Annotated in this window: 12 protein-coding genes; 2 read left to right on the forward strand and 10 right to left on the reverse strand. The window is 73.7% G+C overall.

All coding sequences use genetic code 11. From position 1 onward, the window contains the following. Window positions 1-49: 49 nt before the first annotated feature. From AB0J10_RS29375 to AB0J10_RS29395, 5 genes are all read right to left on the reverse strand, one after another. Window positions 50-247 (reverse strand): hypothetical protein, encoded by a 198-nt coding sequence (locus AB0J10_RS29375; protein WP_283295798.1) that lies wholly within the window; start codon window positions 245-247, stop codon window positions 50-52. Between the two features lie 138 nt (window positions 248-385). Continuing rightward, a complete protein-coding gene (locus AB0J10_RS29380; protein ID WP_363065703.1) occupies window positions 386-712 on the reverse strand; it encodes a hypothetical protein in 327 nt (108 codons plus the stop codon). Then, window positions 709-1,077: a WhiB family transcriptional regulator gene (locus tag AB0J10_RS29385; RefSeq protein ID WP_363065705.1), complete on the reverse strand. Its 369-nt coding sequence runs from the start codon at window positions 1,075-1,077 to the stop codon at window positions 709-711. Before AB0J10_RS29385 ends, AB0J10_RS29380 begins: the two co-directional genes overlap by 4 nt. 171 nt (window positions 1,078-1,248) lie before the next feature. After that, window positions 1,249-1,581: a hypothetical protein gene (locus AB0J10_RS29390; RefSeq protein WP_363065707.1), complete on the reverse strand. Its 333-nt coding sequence runs from the start codon at window positions 1,579-1,581 to the stop codon at window positions 1,249-1,251. 165 nt (window positions 1,582-1,746) lie between these two features. After that, window positions 1,747-3,921 (reverse strand): ATP-dependent DNA helicase UvrD2, encoded by a 2,175-nt coding sequence (locus AB0J10_RS29395; RefSeq protein ID WP_363065709.1) that lies wholly within the window; start codon window positions 3,919-3,921, stop codon window positions 1,747-1,749. A gap of 176 nt (window positions 3,922-4,097) precedes the next feature. Between AB0J10_RS29395 and AB0J10_RS29400 the strand changes: the two genes are divergently transcribed. After that, window positions 4,098-4,355, forward strand: a complete 258-nt coding sequence (locus tag AB0J10_RS29400) for a glutaredoxin domain-containing protein (RefSeq protein WP_363065711.1) — start codon at window positions 4,098-4,100, stop codon at window positions 4,353-4,355. 145 nt (window positions 4,356-4,500) lie between these two features. On the opposite strand, the gene nudC is transcribed toward AB0J10_RS29400, so the two are convergent. The 5 genes from nudC to AB0J10_RS29425 all read right to left on the reverse strand — a co-directional run bounded on the left by nudC (window position 4,501) and on the right by AB0J10_RS29425 (window position 15,405). Beyond that, window positions 4,501-5,448, reverse strand: coding sequence for an NAD(+) diphosphatase (nudC, locus tag AB0J10_RS29405; RefSeq protein WP_363065713.1), 948 nt, complete (start codon window positions 5,446-5,448; stop codon window positions 4,501-4,503). A 58-nt stretch (window positions 5,449-5,506) separates the two neighbouring features. After that, complete coding sequence (locus tag AB0J10_RS29410) at window positions 5,507-6,928, reverse strand: dipeptidase (protein ID WP_363065715.1); 1,422 nt, start codon at window positions 6,926-6,928, stop codon at window positions 5,507-5,509. A gap of 10 nt (window positions 6,929-6,938) precedes the next feature. Beyond that, window positions 6,939-10,886 (reverse strand): UvrD-helicase domain-containing protein, encoded by a 3,948-nt coding sequence (locus tag AB0J10_RS29415; protein WP_363065717.1) that lies wholly within the window; start codon window positions 10,884-10,886, stop codon window positions 6,939-6,941. A gap of 155 nt (window positions 10,887-11,041) precedes the next feature. Next, on the reverse strand, window positions 11,042-14,740 hold the full coding sequence (locus AB0J10_RS29420; RefSeq protein WP_363065719.1) for an ATP-dependent DNA helicase: 3,699 nt from the start codon (window positions 14,738-14,740) through the stop codon (window positions 11,042-11,044). Window positions 14,741-15,030: 290 nt separating this feature from the next. Further along, complete coding sequence (locus AB0J10_RS29425; RefSeq protein ID WP_363065721.1) at window positions 15,031-15,405, reverse strand: MGMT family protein; 375 nt, start codon at window positions 15,403-15,405, stop codon at window positions 15,031-15,033. Between the two features lie 206 nt (window positions 15,406-15,611). Here AB0J10_RS29425 and AB0J10_RS29430 point away from each other — a divergent pair, with 206 nt between their 5' ends. Continuing rightward, the gene (locus AB0J10_RS29430; RefSeq protein WP_363065723.1) at window positions 15,612-18,488 is read left to right on the forward strand and encodes a lysylphosphatidylglycerol synthase domain-containing protein; all 2,877 of its coding nucleotides are present in this window, start codon (window positions 15,612-15,614) and stop codon (window positions 18,486-18,488) included. Window positions 18,489-18,668: the final 180 nt, after the last annotated feature.

Here is an 18,668-nt window from a genome sequence, read left to right on the forward strand (position 1 = left end):
CCGGACAGCTGGGTCCCGTCCGGAGCAAGGGGCCCAGCCCGAGCGCCGCTCACCACCAGGACGAGTCGAGCCGTCCCTCGATGGCCCTGATATTGGCCCGGGCGCACTCCTCGCAGAAGTAGTGTCGTCGGCCGTTCTCCACGGAGCAGATCCAGGTGGGAGGAGTGCCCTCGGCGACCGCGCCGCACCGGGAACACACGACGTTCTCGGCACCCGGCTGGGCAGGGTGATGAGTCTGTTCGTCCACCACGTGACGATAACCCCGCAGGGGGCACGGAAGAGGACAACGCACCGCGGGGGCCGGTCCCTCGGACCGGCCCCCGCGGGAGGCACTGATTCTTCGGACGGTCGGGCCACCGTCGGAGACGGCGGCCCGGCGGCCGGACTACTGCATGACGGCCATGGCCAGCGCACGGCGGGCGCGCAGGGACGCGCGCTCGGCACGCCGCTGCATCCGCCGGGCGGCCGCCAGGCGCGTGGCCCGGCGCTCCGCCTCGGCTACCCGCAGGCGCTCGTGCATATGCGCACGAGCCAGGGCTTCTGGGATGAGTTGCATCTCACGGGTCCTGTTCTGACGCGAGGTGTTCGCGCCGATGGTGGTGACGTACGGGGTCGCGGAGCCGGACGGCTCGCTGGTGGAAGAGGTCATCGGGGCCTGCTTCTGGGGATCGTGCGTGAGGGGACGGTCGACGGTGCCGGGGTACGCGTTCATGCTGCGACCGGGTTCTTGCGCGGACGGCCACGCGGCCGCTTGCGGGCGACGACCACACCCTGGACGAAGAGCTCTCCGCCCCAGACGCCCCAGGGCTCACGCCGCTCCTTGGCACCGGCGAGGCATGCCTCGACCAGGGGGCAGGTGCGGCAGAGGGACTTGGCGTACTCGACATCCGCCGGCGACTCGGCGAAGAAGACCTCCGGGTCGTAGGAACGGCAGGGGACGGGTACGCCGAGGTTCTCGATGGCGTCGTCGAGCGCGGTGAGCGCGGTGAGGGGGGTCAAGGTGGAGTCCTCCGTGGGGCCGGGCGGGGGGATCGTTTCGGAAGGCGGTACGGACGGGGCGTGCGCTTCGAGTTGCACGGTGGTGTCTTCCTCGTCTGTTCTGTCCGGTCTGTGGACCGGGCTTCGGCTGGTACCGGGTCTTGCTGGTCCCGAGGCCCCTTCGCTCTGTCTCCCTCATCGGGGAAAACAGAAGGGCCGCGGATCCCGGGTGGGGTTCCGCGGCCCTGAAGGCGCCGGCCTGATCCTGGATCAGGCTGGATCACTCCAGGGTTCGAGCCCACGGAAGGCCCACATCGTGTGGTGGTGCGTCGTCTGCTTCTGGGTTCCGGCACTGGCCGCCGCGAGGGCAAAGGCCTTGGCCTCCGCCGCCACTACTCCTGCTTCCAGTGCCCTGGTCGGTCGCTCATTGCGCTCCCGGACGGGCAGATCCGCGCCGAGAGCGACCGGGCGAGCGGCCGCGAAGCCGGACAGACCGGTACCAATGAACGCCGAAGCGGAGAGGCCGAGCGAGCAGGCGGAGACGACCGAGCGATCGGTCATTTTGACGGTCGTGCGGATGGAGCTGGCGTAGATGCTGATCACTGGAATCGCCTCCTCTCGGCGTCTCGGGGACCGGCCGGGGCCGATCACACGTATTCGGATAAGTACAGTACGGCAGCAGGGCTTCGGAGAAGCCGCCGTTCCCGTGGTTAAGAACCTATGGGGATGACTGGCACGCGCGCAAACTATTTTCTCGACGAGTTTGCATCAGTCGCCCTCGTCGCTCCCACCGACCTCCTGGCCTGCGCAGATGGCCAGAACATCGGCACCGAAGCGGTCCAGCTTGCGCCCGCCCACGCCTGAGATCCCCGCGAGCTCCCCCTCGCTGCCGGGCACGGCCTCGGCGATCGCCATCAGGGTCTTGTCGGTGAAGACGCAGTACGCCGGCTGGCCCAGATCCCTGGCCTGCTCCGACCTCCACTCGCGCAGCCGTTCGTACAGCGCCTCGTCCATGTCGGAGGGGCAGTCCTCACAGCGCATCAGCTTCATCTCGCCGGCGTCGGTGAGCGTCTTGCCGCACACCCGGCACAGCACCGGTCCGCGGCGCTTCCGCCGTCCTCCGGCGCCGCGCTCGATTCCTCCCGCACCACCGGCCGTTCGGTCACCGGGGGCCGCGGAGCCCGGCCTGAGCCCGTTCAGGAAGCGGGTGGGGCGGCGGGAGGCGCGGCCCCCGGGCGAGCGGGACAGCGCCCAGGAGAGCGACAGATGGAGCCGCGCGCGGGTGACGCCGACATACAGGAGCCGGCGCTCCTCCTCGACCTGCTCGTCGGTCTTGGCGTAGGTGATCGGCATCATCCCCTCGGTGAGTCCGACCAGGAACACGGCGTCCCACTCCAGGCCCTTGGCCGAGTGGAGCGAGGCGAGGGTGACGCCCTGGACGGTCGGGGCGTGCTGGGCGGCGGCGCGCTCGTCGAGTTCGGCAACGAGGTCGGCGAGTCCGGCCCCGGGCCTGGCCCGGGCGAAGTCCTCGGCCAGCCTGACGAGGGTTGCCAGCGACTCCCAGCGGTCGCGCACCGCGCCCGAGCCGGCGGGGGGCTCGGTGCTCCAGCCCTTGGTGGACAGCACGGCCCGGACCTGCGAGGGCAGGTCCTCCACGTCGTCCAGCAGGGCGTCGTTCCCCCCGGCGCGGGCCGCTCCCCTGAGCGCGACGCCGGCCTCCCGGACCTCGGCGCGCTCGAAGAACCTCTCCGCGCCGCGCAGCTGGTACGGCACGCCCGCGTCGGCGAGCGCCTGCTCGTAGACCTCGGACTGGGCGTTGACCCGGAACAGCACGGCGATCTCACCGGCCGGAACGCCCGCGGCGATCAGGTCGCGGATCCGGCGGGCGGTGCCCTCGGCCTCGGCGGGCTCGTCCGCGTACTCCGTGTAGGAGGGGTCCGGGCCGGGGTCGCGCTGCGAGACCAGCTCCAGGCGGTGCTCGGCGGCACGGCCGCGCGCCTGCCCCAGGAGACCGTTGGCCAGATGGACGACCTGCGGGGTCGACCGGTAGTCGCGCACGAGCTTCACCACCGTCGCCCCGGGGTGACGGGTGCGGAAGTCCAGCAGGTGGTCGGGGGTGGCGCCGGTGAAGGAGTAGATGGTCTGGCTGGCGTCCCCCACGACGCACAGACTGTCCCGGTCTCCGAGCCACAGCTCCAGCAGCCGCTGCTGGAGCGGCGACACGTCCTGGTACTCGTCCACCACGAAGTGCTGGTACTGCCGGCGGATCTGGTCGGCGATGTCGTGGCGGTCCTGGAGGATGCCGACCGTGAGCAACAGGACGTCCTCGAAGTCGATCACCGAGCGGTCGCGCTTCAGCTGCTCGTACAGCGCATAGATCTGGCCGATCTCCGCCGGGTCACGAGGCGCGTCCCTGAGGGACTTGGCCACGGCGGCGGGATAGTCGGCAGGGACGGTCTGGGTGACCTTGGCCCATTCGATCTCGCTGGTCACGTCCCTGAGCTCGTTGCGGTCGAGCCGCACACGGCAGCGGGCGGCCGACTCGGCGACGAGCTGGATCTTGCGCTCCAGCAGCCTCGGCAGCTCCCCGCCGACGACTTTCGGCCAGAAGTACTGAAGCTGCCGGAGGGCCGCCGAGTGGAAAGTGCGGGCCTGCACCCCACCCGCGCCGAGCTGCCGCAGCCGGCCTCGCATCTCCCCCGCGGCGCGGTTGGTGAACGTGACGGCCAGCACACTCGCCGGCTGGAGTATCCCCGCACGCACTCCGTAGGCGATGCGATGCGTGATCGCCCGCGTCTTGCCCGTACCGGCGCCGGCCAGGACGCACACCGGGCCGCTCAGGGCGGTCGCCACCGCCCGCTGCTCGGGGTCGAGCCCGTCGAGCACCGCGTCGGCGGACTCGGGGACCTGAGGGAAGAGGGAGGAGTGCGTTGCTGCTGTCACCCCGCCATGCTGCCAGGTCCCACGAGATCACCGGGACGGTTGTCCACAGGGGGACGGGATCGGTAGTACCGGTAGTACCGGTACGGGAAGGGGGAATGCCGCCGGGGTCGCGTACGTTCAATTGCCGGAAACCCCGTGGGACACCCCCCACCGGCCCAGAGGAGCGGGAGAAGGACATGCAGGGAACTCTGACGATGTACAGCACCACCTGGTGCGGCTACTGCCGGCGGCTGAAGGGCCAGCTGGACCGGGAGGGGATCTCCTACGTCGAGATCAACATCGAGGAGGACCCGCAGTCGGCCGCGTTCGTCGAGAAGGCGAACAACGGCAACCAGACCGTGCCGACCGTCCTCGTGGTGCCGCCGAACGGCGGCGAGGACATCGTCATGACGAACCCCAGCCTGGCCCAGGTGAAGCAGGCCCTCGCGATCTGACGCACCGGCTCGCACCGACGTCGCGCCCCTTCGGGTGGGGACCACCGGAAGGGGCGTCGTCGTGCCGGAAGGCGCGGGCCGGGCCGCACCGGGCACGGGGGCGCTGCCCGGCGGGCCCCGGCGGTGGTGCCGAGGGCGGCCGGCCTCAGGTGGGCGAGCCCGGCTTGGGCAGCGGCTTTCCGTACCAGAGCTCGATCAGCCGTGAGGCGATCGAGATCCCGTACGGGGGCAGGACCTCCCCGGACTCGAAGGCAGCGCACAGGTCCTCCCGGGAGAACCAGCGGGCCTCGTGGATCTCCTCGCCGTCCACGGAGATCTCGGACGAGGTGGCTCGGGCCATGAAGCCGAGCATCAGGCTGTACGGGAAGGGCCACGGCTGGCTGGCGACGTACTCGACCTCGCCGACGGTGACACCCGCCTCCTCGTACACCTCGCGGATCACCGACTGCTCGATGGACTCGCCGGGCTCGACGAAGCCCGCGAGGGTGGAGAAGCGACCCTCCGGCCAGTGGACCTGGCGGCCGAGCAGCGCGCGGTCGTCCTCGTCCGTGACGAGCATGATCACGGCGGGGTCCGTGCGCGGGTAGTGCTCGGCGCCGCAGGCCGGGCAGCGGCGGATGTGCCCTGCGGCCGCGATGACGGTCCGCTCGCCGCAGCGCGAGCAGAAGCGGTGGAGCCGCTGCCAGTTCTCCAGGGCGACGGCGTGCACCATCAGTCCCGCGTCCCTCGGGGACAGCAGCAGACCGGCCTCGCGCAGCCCGGCCGGGCGGGCGGACTGGTCCATGCGGCCGGGAAGCGAGTCCTTCTGGAGTGCGAAGTAGCTGACGCCGTCCTCGTCGGTGCCGAGGAAGTAGCGGTGGGTCTCGGTGGGGGGCGCCTCGAAGGCCGGGGTCGTCACGAGTTCGGTGCGGCCGTCGGGCGTGTCGTCGATCAGTACCTGGCCGCCGGAGACGACGAACACACGTGTCGTCGGGTGGCTCCAGGCAGCCGCCAGCCAGGCCTCGTCGAGTCGGTGGTGTGCGGCGCGGTCGATGCCGCTGGGCGCCGTCAGGCCGATGGAACGGCCGCCGGTGACGTGCTCGAAGGTGCTCACAGGTGCTTCTTCCCACTCCCCCGGATTGACCGGTTCTCTGCGGATGACCGGTTGTCTGTCACTGAAGGGCGCCGGCCAGGTCGTCCCACAGGTACGCGGCGGTTTCGACGCCCTTCAGCAGCAGAGCCAGCTCGACCTTCTCGTTGGGCGCGTGCCAGCCGTCGGACGGCACGGAAACACCCAGGAACAGCACCGGCGCACCGAGCACGTCCTGGAGGTCGGCGGCGGGCCCCGACCCGCCCTCCCGTGTGAAGCGGATCTTCTGGCCGTCGAAGGCACGGCTCATCGACCGGGCGAGCGACTGCAGCGCCGGGTGGTCCAGTGGTGTGAGGCAGGGCCGGGTCGCCGCACCGAAAGCGATCTCGTGGCGGATGCCGGCGGGCACCCGGGACGCGACCCAGGCGCGGACCGCTTCCTCCACCCGGTCCAGATCCTGACCGGCGACCAGCCGGAAGGAGAGCTTCAGCCGGGCCGAGGCCGGGATGATCGTCTTGCCCCCGGGCCCCTGGTAGCCACCGCCGATGCCGTTGACCTCGGCGGTCGGGCGGGTCCAGATGCGCTCCAGGGTGGTGTGGCCCGCCTCGCCGAACGTCCCGTACGACTTGGCCGTACGCAGCCACTCGGACTCGTCGAACGGCAGCTCGGCGAGGAGTTCACGCTCCGTCGCGGTCGGCTCGCGGACACCGTCGTAGAACCCGGGGACCGCCACCCGCTCGTCCTCGTCGTGCAGGGCCGCGACGATCCGGGCGGCGACGGTGGCCGGGTTGGGGACGGCGCCGCCGAAGGAGCCGGAGTGGATGTCCTGGTCAGGTCCGTACAGCTCGATCTCGCAGTCGGCGAGACCGCGCATGCCGGTGCACACGGTGGGGGTCGTCTCCGACCACATGCCCGTGTCGGAGACGATCACGACGTCGGCCGCGAGCCGGTCCCGGCGCTGCTCGACCAGGGCGCGGAAGTGCGGCGATCCGGACTCCTCCTCGCCCTCCACGAGGAGTTTGAGGTTGACGGCCGGGCTGGTACGGCCCGTGGCGGCGAGGTGGGCGCGCACACCGAGGGTGTGGAAGAGGACCTGGCCCTTGTCGTCGGCGGCGCCGCGGCCGTACATCCGGCCTTCCCTGACGACGGGCTCGAACGGATCGGTGTCCCAGCCGTCCTCCCGGGCGGCGGGCTGTACGTCGTGGTGGCCGTAGACGAGCACCGTGGGGGCGTCCGGGTCGGCGGACGGCCACTCGGCGAAGACCGCCGGGGCTCCCTGGGGCGCGCCCGGCGCGGCCGGGGGGACCTCCCAGACCTCGGCGGTCGGGAAGCCGGTCTCCGCGAGCTTCGCCGCCAGCCATTCCGCGCTGCGCCGCACGTCCTTGTCGTGCTCCGGCTGCGCGGAGACGGACGGGATGCGCAGCCACTCGGCGAGGTCGCCGAGGAAGGCGCCGCGATGCTCCGCTATGTACGTACGGACGGCGCTGTCCGGGGTGTCACTCATGGCATCGAGCCTATCCGGCGCCGGGGGCGGTCTCTCCGACCGCCCGGTCGGACACGGGCCGGGGCCCGCTGCCGACTGACCCGGCCCCGTCGCGCCGAGGGGCACCCGGCCCGAGAGGGCCTTCCCCGGCCTCCCCGGCCGCCCTGTCGTCCGTACCGCCCCCGTCGTGCCCGTCGTGCCCGTCGTACGTGCCGTACGTGTCGCTCGTGAGGATCCGTTCGAGGCCCGCCCTGCCGGGCAGTTCGACCGGGCGGACCACCTCTCCGGTGCGCACGTAGACGAACGCGGCGGCGACCGACTCTGGAGGGATGCCGTGCTGCTCGGCCCAGGCCAGGCGGTAGACGGCGAGCTGAAGCGGATCGGCGTCGCGGCCACGGCTGGTCTTCCAGTCCACGATCTCGAACGCGCCCGTCGCCGCGTCGCGGTAGACGGCGTCGATCCGGCCCCTGACGACCCTGCCCGCGAGGGTGATCTGAACGGGCGCCTCCAGCCGGTACGGGACACGGCCCGCGTAGGGCGTGCGCTCGAACGCCTCCTTCAGTGCGGCGAGCTCCCGCTCGTCCTCGATGCCCGCCTCGTCCGGGTCGCCGCCCGGCAGTTCGTCGGGCCCGAGCATGGGCAGCGGCAGTTCCTCGAAGCGCGCTTCCACCCATGCGTGGAAGCGGGTGCCCCGGCGGGCCGCGCGCTGGGGCGGACGGGGCATGGGCCGCGCCAGTTCCCTCGCGAAGCCGTCCGGGTCCGCGGCCAGCCGCAGCAGCTGGGACGCGGACAGCGCTGCCGGGAGGGGAACCTCGCGCACGGATTCGCGGGCGCGGCGCAGCTCGCCGGTGAGCGCCTCGAGATCGCGGTCCCAGGAGGCGATCACCCTGGCGTCCTCGGGAGTGAGAGATTCGGCGCGCTGGGCGGGCAGCCCGGGGCGGGGCAGCGAGCGGTTGGCCGGGACGGGACCGGCCTCGTCGCGCGGGACCCGGGCGGAGGCGGCGGCCGAGCCGGGGGCGGACGCCGGGGAGCCGGGCGCGACGTCGCCGAAGGCGTGCGCCGGGGGGCCGGGCGCGACGTCGCCGGGGGCGGACGCCGGGGAGCCGGGCGCGTGGGCCGAAGGCCCGTCGTCCTGCCCGGGGCCCGCGGCGAGCGCGAAGGCCCCCCCGGGCACGGTGCCGGCGGACTGCGCGTCCCCGCCGGGCGCGACGTCCGCGGGATCGTCGAGCCCGTCCGGCCACGGCTCGTCCGGCCACGGCTCGTCCGGCCACGGTTCGTCGGCGGGGTCGTCGAGTTCCTCGGGCCAGAGGTCCTCGTCGGGAGGGGCGTCCGGCAGGGCGCCGGGCGCTGCGGCCTGGCGCGATCCGTCGTAGGGAACGCCCTCGCGGTCGGGCGGCCCGGAACGGGCGCCGTCGAGCGCGGCTCCCGGCCGCCCCGGCGCCGTCGCGGTTCCGGGGCCGGTGATCAGCGAGAGATGGGCCAGCACCGTGTCCGCCGCCTCCCTGCGACGCGCGGTCGCCGTGGGATCCAGCGGAAGCGGCCACGCCTGCTCCGCAGTCGCGGCGCGGAGCGCCGGGTTCTCCGCGTCCTCCTCCGGCTCCTCGGCCCATGCCTCGATCTCGCCGAAACCCGCGGCGCAGTGGTCGTACAGCGCCTCCAGGAACGCGGACGGACCGCGGCGGCGCTTCTGGGTGGGGCCCCACCAGTGGGCCGAGCCGAGGAGCAGCGAGCGGGGCCGGGTGAACGTCACGTAGCCCAGACGGAGTTCCTCCGTGTGCTGATGCTCCTTCATCTCCTCCTTGAAGGCCCTGAGCCCCTTCGCGTCCCAGGAGGTGATGCCGGGCAGGGTGGCGGAGTCGCCCCGCAGCGCATGGGGCAGGACCTTGGCCTGGGAGGTCCACGACTCACGCGAACGGGTGCTGGGGAACTGGTCGGCGACCAGGCCGGGGACCACGACGACGTCCCACTCCAGTCCCTTGGACTTGTGGGCGGTGAGCACCTTCACCGTGTTCTCGCCACCGGGGAGCGCGTTGTCGAGGCCCTTCTCGTACTGCTCGGCGGTCCGCAGGAAGCCGAGGAAGGCCAGCAGCGTGGCCTCGCCGTCGAGCGAGGCGAAGGACGCCGCGACGTCGAGGAAGCCCGCCAGGGTCTCGCGGCGGCGGGCGGCGAGGGCGTGCGGCGAGGCGGAGAGCTCCACTTCCAGGCCGGTGGTGAGGAGGACGCGGTGCAGGACGTCCATCAGCGGATCGGCCAGGGAGCGCCGCAGGTCGCGCAGTTCGGTGGCGAGGCGGGCGAAGCGGACCCGGGCCTCGGCGGAGAACGGCAGGCCGTCGTCCGGTGCGGTCCGTTCCAGGAAAGTGTCGAGGGCGTCGGCGAGCGAGACGACCTCGGCCGGGTCGGTGCCCTCGACGGCGGCGGCGAGCCGCCGGTCGGCGTCAGCGCCGTCGTCGCCGGCGCGGTGGACCAGCAGGCGCGCCCGGCGCCCGAGCAGCGCCAGGTCACGGGCGCCGATGCGCCAGCGCGGCCCGGTGAGCAGCCGGACCAGCGAGGCGTTCGCGCCCGGGTCCTGGAGGACTTCGCAGACCGCGACGAGGTCGGCGACCTCCGGCAGGTGCAGCAGCCCGGAGAGGCCGACGACCTCCACCGGGACGTCACGGGCGACGAGTGCGCCCTGGATCGCCGCGAAGTCGCCCGCCGTGCGGCACAGCACCGCGATCTCGCCCGGTTCCCTGCCCGTGCGGACGAGATGGGCGATCGAGTCCGCGAGCCAGCCGATCTCCTCGGCGTGGGTGGGCAGCAGCGCGATGCGCACGGATCCGTCGCGCTCCGCCCCGGGCGCGGGCCGCAGTGCCTCGACTCCTTCGTGGCGGGCTCGCAGCGGCTCGGCGAGGCCGTTCGCGAGGTCGAGCAGGCGGCCCCCGCTACGTCGGTTCTCGCTCAGGGAGAAACGGGTGGCGGGGCGGCCGTCCGCATGGGGGAAGTGCTCGGGGAAGTCGTCGAGGTTGGCGACGGACGCGCCGCGCCAGCCGTAGATCGCCTGGCAGGGGTCGCCCACCGCGGTCACGGGATGGCCCGCGCCCTCTCCCGGTGTGCCGTCCGGTGCGGCAACCCCGCCGAACAGGCCGGCGAGCAGCTGGCGCTGGGCCACGGACGTGTCCTGGTACTCGTCCAGCAGGACCACCCGGAACTCGTCGCGCAGGATGCGGCCCACCTCGGGGCGGGTGAGCGCGAGCCGCGCGGACAGGGCGATCTGGTCGCCGAAGTCGAGGAGGTCCCGGGAACGCTTGGCCTCGCGGTAGCGGACGACGAGGTCGAGCAGTTCCCGCCGGGCGGCGGCCGCCTCGGGCACCTTGCGCAGGTCGGCGTTGCCGAGCCTGACGCCCTCCAGGTCGCCCAGCAGCGCGGAGTCGTGGGTGCGGAGCTCCTCGGGCGCCACGAGGTGCTCCGCCAGCTCCGCGTCGAGCGCGAGCAGATCGCTGACGAGTGCGGGGAAGGACTTGGTCAGCGCGGGGTACGGGCCCGGGGCCTCGCGCAGCACGCGTGCGGCGAGCTGGTAGCGCGTGGCGTCGGCGAGCAGCCGGGAGGTCGGCTCCAGGCCGAGCCGGAGGCCGTGGTCCTTGAGGAGCCTTCCGGCGAAGGCGTGGTAGGTCGAGATGCCGGGTTCGCCCGGCGGGTCGTCCGGGTCGATCACGTCCGGGTCGCTGACCCCGGCCCGGACGAGGGCGGTTCGGACGCGGTCGGCGAGCTCAGCGGCGGCCTTGTTGGTGAAGGTCAGCCCGAGGACCTGCTCGGGGGCCACCTGGCCCGTGCCCACCAGCCACACCACCCGGGCGGCCATCACCGTCGTCTTCCCGGAGCCCGCCCCGGCCACGATGACCTGCGGCGCGGGCGGCGCGGTGATGCAGGCCGTCTGCTCCGGGGTGAACGGGATGCCGAGCAGCTCCTTGAGCTGCTCGGGGTCGGTGATGCGTGCGGACACCTCAGAGAGGCTAACGGCGACCACCGACAGCGCCCGCCACCGGTGCTCGTGGGCGGGCGGGCGACGGGCGCCGTCCCCGGGCCCCCGCCGCGCCCGCGGGCCGCGGCACCCTCCGGCGTCGTCCGACGGTGTGACGTGGGGGGAGCTCCCTGCCGTCATTCGACGACATGACGTCCTTCGGGTCTGGCGCTGCACGAGGAGCGGAAGGCGCAGTGCTCGCACTGCGAGCCGGTGCTTGGGGTGAAGCGTTCGTCGAGGACCCGACCCGCAGCGGTGGCGAGCAGGTCGCCGATCCACGCGCCGGAGAGCGGTTCCTGGGCCTGGACGCGCGGGAGTGCGTCTCCGCCCTCCTTCTTGGGGGCGGCCTGCCGCAGGTGCACGAGTTCGGCGCCTCCGGGAGCGGGGCGCCGGCCGTCGAAGACCTCGTCGACGGCACCCTCGCGGACGGCGAGCTGGTAGACCGCGAGCTGGGGGTGGTGCGCGACCTCGTCCTTCGTCGGCGTCTGCCTGCCGGTCTTGAAGTCGACGACGTACGCCCGGCCCTGCTCGTCCCGTTCGACGCGGTCCATCGAGCCGCGGATACGCACCTCGTACGGGCTGGCTCCCAGCGTGACGTCGAAGTCGTGCTCGGTGGCGACCGGGGTGCGGCCTCCCCGGTCCATGACGTGCCAGCGGAGGAAGCGCTCGAGCGCCGCGCGCGCCTGCTCCTTCTCCTGGACGGACTTCCAGGGTGCGTCGAAGGCGAGGCCGTCCCACACGGAGTCGAGACGTTCCATCAGGACGGCCAGGTCCGCGGGGGTCCTGCCCGAGGCGACCTCGTCGGCGAGGACGTGGACGACGTTGCCGAAGCCCTGGGCGGTGGTCGCCGGGGCGTCCGCCCTGACCTCACGGCCCAGGAACCACTGCAGGGCGCAGGTGTTCGCGAGCTGGTCGAGGGCGCTTCCGGACAGGGCGACGGGGTGGTCGCGGTCGCGGAGGGGCACCCCGCTGTGCGTCGGGTCCTGCAGCCCCCACCAGCGGTAGGGGTGCGCCGCGGGCACGAGCGGCTGCCCCTCGTCGTCGGTGAGGGCGGCGAGCCGGGCGAGCCGTCGCGCGGCGGCGTCGCGGAGCGCGGCGGATGCCTCGGGGTCGACGGTGGTGGCCCTGAGCTCGGCAACCAGCGGGGCGACGGCGAGCGGGCGGCGGGGCCGGCCCGTGATGTCGCGCGGTTCGGCTCCGAGTTCGGTGAGGAAGCGGGAGGGCTGGTCGCCGTCGTCGGAGGGCGCCTTGACGGCGGTGACCACGAGACGGTCCCTGGCGCGCGTGGCGGCGACGTAGAACAGCCGGCGTTCCTCGGCGAGCAGGGCGCCGGGGGTGAGGGGCTCGGCGAGCCCGTCGCGGCCGATCCGGTCGGCCTCCAGCAGGGAGCCGCGGCGGCGCAGGTCCGGCCACAGGCCCTCCTGTACGCCGGCGACGACGACGAGGCCCCACTCGAGACCCTTGGACCGGTGGGCGGTCATGAGGCGGACGGCCGCGGGGCGTTCGGGGCGGCGCGCGAGGGTGTCGGCGGCGATGTCCTGGGCTTCGAGCTCGTCCAGGAAGTTCAGCGCGCCACGGCCGCCGGTGCGCTCCTCGGCACGCGCTGCGGTCTCGAACAGCGCGCAGACGGCGTCGAGGTCGCGATCGGCGTTGCGGCCGGCCGGGCCGCCGCGGAGGGCGGCCCGCTCCAGGCGCTGGGGCCAGGGCGTGCCGGTCCACAGCTCCCACAGCGCCTCCTCGGCGGTGCCCCCGCCGTCGAGGAGTTCACGGGCCTTGCGCAGCAGGGCGCCGAGCCGCTGGGCGGCACGGGCGTAGGCGGGGTCGTGTGCGGTGAGCCGCTCGGGCTCGGCGAGGGCACGGGCGATGAGGACGTCGGAGGGGGGCGGCAGGCGGTTGCCCGCCGCCCGTTCCTCGTCGCGGAGGGCGCGGCCGAGCCGCCGGAGATCGGCGGTGTCCATGCCGCCGAGGGGGGAGGTGAGGAGGGTGGCGGCGGTGTCGGCGTCGATGGGGGGTTCCTCCCGGAACGGCACACCGGTACCGGTATCGCGGCCTGGGCCAGGGCCCGCGTCCGATTCGCCACCGGGAGCGGAGCCGGAGTCCCCGCCCGGTCCGGAGACGGCGTCAGGACCGGCCGCCGCGCCGGTGCCGGGACCCGCGGCCGTGCCAGGGGCAGAAGCGGAGACGCCGGGCACCACGGCGGCGTCCCCGCCGGCCTCTTCCCGGACGCGGGTCTTCCGGCCGTCGTCGTACCCGCCGGAGCCCCGGCCGTCCCCCTCCCCGTTCTCGTCCGTGAACACGTCTCCGTCCGTGAACCGGTCGCCGTCGGCCTCGCCGCCCTCCCGTCCCCCGTCGCCGCCCCCGGCCCCGGCCCCGGCCCGATCACTCTCGACCGGCCCGGAGCCGCTTGTGACGAGCGGCCTCGCGGCGGTGCGCAGGGCGGTCAGAAGGGGCGTCACAGCGGACTCGTGACGCAGGGGGACGTCGTCGCCGTCCGTCTCCACCGGCACACCGGCCACGGTGAGCGCGCGCCGCGTCGCCGGGAGACTGCGGTCGCCCGCGCGGACGAGGACCGCCATCTCGTTCCACGGCACGCCCTCCTCCAGGTGGGCGCGCCGCAGGATGTCGGCGACGTTGTCGAGTTCCGCGGAGGCGGTCGGGTACGTGTACACCTCGACCCGGCCGCCGGAACGGGCGGCGGTGAGCTCGCGATGGGCGCGGACCTTGTCCGCGGGCAACCGGGGCAGCGGCATCCGCTGCGCGAGCAGACGGGTCGCCGACAGCAGGACGGCTCCGGAGCGACGGGACGACCTCAGTACCGCGACGGGGGCCCGGCGGCCGTCGCGACGCCGGAAGACCGCGGGGAAGTCGAGGATGCCGTTCACGTCCGCGCCCCGGAAGGCGTAGATGGACTGGTCGGGGTCGCCGAACGCGACCAGGGTGCGGCCGTCCCCCGCCAGCGCCCGCAGCAGCCGGACCTGGGCGGGATCGGTGTCCTGGTACTCGTCGACGAACACGGCGTCGTACCGCTGGGCGATGTGCTCGCCCGTCCCCGGCCGCTCGGCGAGGAGCGACGCCCGGTGCACGAGTTCGGCGTAGTCGAGGACTCCCTGGAGGTCCAGCACGTCCAGGTACTCGGCGAGGAATGCCGCCGCCGCACCCCAGTCGGGCCGTCCGGTGCGGCGGGCGAAGGCCGACAGCGCGTCCGGGCCGAGACCGAGTTCCCGGCTGCGGGCGAGCACGGCACGCACCTCGTCGGCGAAGCCGCGGGTGGTGAGGCATGCCCGTAGCTCGGCGGGCCAGCGCACGCCCGCCCGCCCTTCCCGCTCCAGGTCGAGCTGCCCGGCCAGCAGGTCTCGGACGGCCACGTCCTGCTCGGGACCGGACAGCAGGCGCAGCGGTTCGGCGAACAGGTCCGCCTCCTGGTGGGCCCGCACCAGCGCGTAGCAGTAGGAGTGGAAGGTGGTCGCCTGCGGAGCCCGTGCGCCGCCGAGTCGCATGGCCATCCGGTCGCGCAGTTCGACCGCCGCCTTACGGCTGAAGGTGAGCACCAGCAGCCGCTCCGGGTCGGCGCCCCGCTCGATCCTGGCGGCGACCGCCTCGACGAGGGTCGTCGTCTTTCCCGTGCCCGGCCCGGCGAGGACGAGCAGCGGCCCGCGCTCGTGGTCAACCACCGAGCGCTGGGAGGCGTCCAGGAGAGGGGGATCCACCGGGGCCGGCGAGGTACGCACCAGTCGGTACGCACCCGGGGTCCGCCCCCTGCGCCCTTGCGGGCCCTGGGGGAACCCCTGCCGTACCCGACGGTGCGGTGTACGCCCGGTGGAGGAGGAGGAACTCACGTGGATCGCCGGTCCTGGTGGGTGTGCTGACGGTGGTGACGACGGGCCCGGTGCGGGAGCACGGGCGGGGCGGGCGGGCCTGGGGGCCGCTGGGGGACGCGGCCGGCGGCGCGGGCGCCACCGGTGGTGGGGAAGACGCTACGCCCGCGGGTGCCCCCGCCGCGGACGGACCGCTCGGCACGGCCGTGGACGGCTCCTTCGCCACCGCCGCGGACGGACCGCTCGGGGCCGTCGCGGCCACGGACCGCACTCCCCGGACATCCCATCGGGCCGCCGAATGGCGGAAGCTGTCAGATGTGAGCTCCTCCGCCCGCCCCGTCGGCCGGGCCGGCCCCGCCGTCCCAGCGGGCCCGCCGTATGTCCAGGCGCGGCACATGCCCCTCCGCGCCCGGCGGCGCCTGCCGCAGCGGGGTTCCCTCGGCTCGGTAGTGCTGCAGTGCCCGCAGCTCGTGACCGGCCAGCAGGGCACCGTCGGCACGCACCACACGCCACCAGGGAACCGGCCCTCCGTAGAGCGCCATCACCCGGCCGACCTGGCGCGGGCCTCCCTCGCCGAGCCATTCGGCGACGTCACCGTAGGTCATGACCCGGCCGGGCGGGATCTGCTCGGCGACATCGAGCACCCGCTCCGCGTACTCCGGCAGTTCCGGCACCTCATCGCTCATCCGGCCCATCTTGCCCCATGCCGCCGACAGCGGGCCGGGAGCGCTACTGATCGCATATACCAAGACAAAGAGGGGCAAGAAGCGCAGCGCGGATCTCCGCGTCGCACCCTGATGCCACCCGCTGTCGGCTCGCCGTGCCACCATCGTCCGGGCGGTGACTGGTGATACGAGATCAAGAAGAGACCGACACGACGAAGGAGCTGGGCGTGCAGCCTCCAGCGGCGGCGAGCACCTCCGGCTCCGAGTCGCGCCCCGGAACCGCCGGACCGCACCAGGACCGCGCCCACGCCCCCGCCCGGGACCGGGACGTCCCGCCGGCAGACACGGCCGCGGCGTCCGCCCCGGCCCCTCCCGAGGCTTCCCCCGCGGCGGGCGAGGCCGGGGAGCGCACCCGGCCCACCGGCTCGCCGCGCCCCGCGGCCGGCTCCGGGCGCCGTGCGGCGGAGCGCGAGCGGCAGCGCTCGGACGGGGTCTGCGGTGACGGCGACGACGTGGCCCACATCGACCGGCTCTCCGGCGACGAACCCCTGCTCCCGGCCCGCGTCCACCGTCCCTCCGACCTGACGCGTCTGCTCGCCGGCATCCTGGCCATCGTCGTGGTCCTGGGTCTCGCCGCCTTCGCCCACGGCACGACCAGCGGCCTCGAGTCGGACATCTCCAAGGGCACCGGCCAGGCCCCCGACCTGCTGGTGAAGCTCGCCGGACTGATGTCGAGCATCGCCGTGCTCCTCGTCCCGGTCGCCTTCGCGATCGAGCGGCTGATCAAGCGGGACGGACTGCGCATCGCCGACGGTGTGCTCGCGGCCGTGCTCGCCCACGGGGTGACGCTCGCCACCGATCTCTGGGTCGCCAAGGCCGCGCCCAGCCAGATCCAGGACGCGCTGACCCAGCCGGCCTCGGGCGGCGGGCTCACCGACCCGGTCCACGGTTACCTGGCGCCCGTGATCGCCTACATGACGGCGGTCGGCATGGCGCGCAGACCGCGCTGGCGGGTCGCGCTGTGGGGCGTGCTCCTGCTCGACGCCTTCGCGATGCTCGTCGCCGGCTACACCACACCGTTCTCGATCATCCTGACCGTGCTGATCGGCTGGACCGTCGCGTACGGCACGCTCTACACGGTCGGCTCCCCGAACGTACGGCCCACCGGCCAGACCCTCCTCGCCGGACTGCGGCACGTCGGCTTCCGCCCGGTCACGGCCATGCGCGCCGAGGACGTACCCGACTCCGCCGACCAGGGCGACCGGGGGCGGCGGTACCTCGTCACCCTCGAGGACGGCCCGCCGCTCGACGTCACCGTCGTCGACCGCGAGCAGCAGGCGCACGGCTACTTCTACCGGGTGTGGCGCCGGCTGACGCTGCGGAGCATCACCACCCGTCGTTCCACCCAGTCGCTGCGGCAGGCACTGGAGCAGGAGGCACTGCTCGCCTACGCCGCCATCGCCGCCGGCGCCAACGCGCCCAAGCTGATCGCCACGTCCGAGCTGGGCCCGGACGCCGTCATGCTCGTGTACGAGCACCTCGGCGGCCGCTCGCTCGACTCCATGCCCGACGAGGAGATCACCGACGAGGTGGTGCACGGGGCGTTCAGGCAGGTGCGGGCACTGCAGTCGCGCCGTATCGCGCACCGCAGGCTCACCGGCGACGCGATCCTGGTGGATCGTTCCGGCAGGGTCGTGCTGACCGATCTGCGCGGCGGTGAGATCGCGGCCGGCGACGTGGTGCTGCGCATGGACATCGCGCAGCTGCTGACCACCGTGGGCCTGCGCGTGGGGGCGGGTCGAGCGGTCGCCGCGGCCGTGGAGGTGCTGGGCTCCGACACGGTCGCGGCCTGTCTGCCCCTGCTGCAGCCGATCGCGCTCAGCCGCTCCACCCGCGCGACGCTGCGGCGGCTCGCCAGGGAGCGGGCGCAGCGCGAGCGCGAGGCGGTGCTCGCGGCGGCGGAGTCGGCGCGGCAGGCCAGGGCGGAGCAGCACCCCGACGGCGCCGAGGACGACCGCAAGGCCGCCCGCAAGTCGCTGCGCGCCGAGAAGCAGGCCGAGAAACGGGCCATGGACGAGGCGCTCGACGAGGCCCGCGAGGAGGACCTCCTCGCCCAGATCCGCCATCAGGTGCTGCTGATCCGGCCGCAGGCGCCGGTGGAGCCGGCCCGGCTGGAGCGGATCAGGCCGCGCACGCTCGTCAGTCTGATCGCCGGCGCCATCGCCGCCTACTTCCTGCTGTCGCAGCTCACGCGGACCGATCTCGGCGTGGTCGGCCGGGCCGACTGGGGCTGGGTCGCCGCCGCGGTGCTGTTCTCGGCACTGAGCTATGTCGCGGCGGCGATGAGCCTGCTGGGATTCGTCCCCGAACGCGTTCCGTTCCTGCGGACCGTCGTCGCGCAGGTCGCGGGCTCGTTCGTGAAGATCGTCGCGCCGGCCGCCGTCGGCGGAGTCGCCCTGAACACCCGCTTCCTCCAGCGCTCCGGCGTCCGCCCCGGACTTGCGGTGGCGAGCGTGGGTGCCTCGCAGCTCTTCGGCCTCGGCGCCCACATCCTGCTGCTGCTGGCCTTCGGGTACCTCACCGGTACGGAGAAGACGTCGTCGTTCACCCCGTCGAGGACGGTCATCGCGGGACTGCTGACGGTGGCCGTGCTCGTGCTCGTGGTGACCGCCATCCCGTTCCTGCGGAAGTTCGTCGCGACACGGCTGCGGTCCCTGTTCGCCGGGGTCGTCCCGCGCATGCTGGACGTGCTCCAGCGGCCGGGGAAGCTCCTCACGGGGATCGGCGGCATGCTGCTGCTCACCGGCTCCTTCGTGATGTGCCTGGACGCATCCATCCGGGCCTTCGGCAACGGCGACCAGCAGCTCAGCTACGCCAGCATCGCCGTCGTCTTCCTGGCCGGCAACGCGCTGGGGTCCGCCGCTCCGACCCCGGGCGGTGTGGGAGCGGTGGAGGGCGCGCTGACCTTCGGCCTCATCGCGGTGGGACTGCCGGCCGAGGTCGCGGCCCCGGCGGTACTGCTCTACCGGCTGCTGACGCTGTGGCTGCCGGTGCTGCCTGGATGGCTGTCCTTCAACCACCTCACCCGCAAGGGAGCGCTCTAGCCGCTGCTGTGCCCGGAAGGTCGCCGGGAGGCTCGCGGCGTCCGGTGCGGTGGATCGCAAGACGGAGGACCGCCCGCGAACCGGGCGCACTCGGGAGACTCGGGAGGCTCGGGAGGCTCGGGCAACGCAAACCCTTCCGGCCCCGGGCGGCGCACCGCCTGTCGGCGGCCGCCGACAGGC

It is taken from the genome of Streptomyces sp. NPDC049887, from assembly GCF_040656535.1.
Lineage (GTDB): Bacteria > Actinomycetota > Actinomycetes > Streptomycetales > Streptomycetaceae > Streptomyces.